The sequence below is a fragment of the Syntrophomonas sp. UBA1041 genome (assembly GCF_002316705.1).
In the GTDB taxonomy this organism is placed as follows: Bacteria; Bacillota; Syntrophomonadia; order Syntrophomonadales; family Syntrophomonadaceae; genus DTU019.
Genome location: NZ_DCEA01000054.1, coordinates 27,470 through 28,231, shown reverse-complemented (window position 1 = coordinate 28,231; position 762 = coordinate 27,470). Strand labels below are relative to the sequence as shown.

General features: G+C 52.9%; 1 protein-coding gene and 1 pseudogene. Both read right to left on the bottom strand.

The features are described from left to right. The coding region (locus tag B2633_RS08260; protein WP_483170125.1) for a TlyA family RNA methyltransferase at positions 1–541 on the bottom strand (541 nt) is incomplete at its 3' end. Next, positions 528–762, bottom strand: a pseudogene (locus tag B2633_RS08255) (1-deoxy-D-xylulose-5-phosphate synthase); the annotation flags it as partial. The gene B2633_RS08260 and the pseudogene B2633_RS08255, both read right to left, overlap by 14 nt.

Genomic DNA, 762 nt, shown 5'->3' with positions numbered 1-762 from the left:
GCTTAACCAGGCATATAACCTGGCCGTCCGGCCTCAGCCAGGGGGCAATAGCCGGAAAAACCAGGGCGGTGGAGATAAACGACACGTCTATGGTGATAATATCCACCATTTCCGGCAGCTCGCGACTGCTTATATGGCGAATGTTGGTGCGTTCCAGGTTGATAACCCGGGGGTCGTTGCGCAGCTTCCAATCCAGCTGTCCATATCCGACGTCGACCGCGTAAACCTTCCTGGCGCCATTTTGCAGAGCGCAGTCGGTATAGCCGCCCGTGGAAGCCCCCACATCCAAAACCACTTTGTCTGCAAAATCAAGTGCAAACACTTCTAAAGCCTTTTCCAGCTTTAAACCGCCCCGGCTTGCATATCTCAGCCTCTCGCCATGAACCTCGACATCAGATTCTTCAGCCACCAGCGAACCGGGCTTATCCATCTTCTGCCCGTTGACATAAATCTGTCCGGCCTGAATCATAGCCTGGGCTTTTTCCCGGCTCGCCGCCAGGGACTTCTTATGAACCAGGACGTCCAGCCTAACCTTTGACAATCTTAAGCAACTCCAATTCATGGCCTTTCTTGAGCAGTTCCGGCCAGCGTTTCAGGATGCCTTCTACAGCCGAAGCCGCATCCATATTGAGGCACTCCAATAATAATTCGGTCTTGCCATGCTCAACAAACTCATCGGGAATTCCTATTTTCATTAAATCTGCTGAAAAGCCCATCTCGGTCAGCACATCGGAAACCCCGCTGCCAAACCCGCCGTTGAGG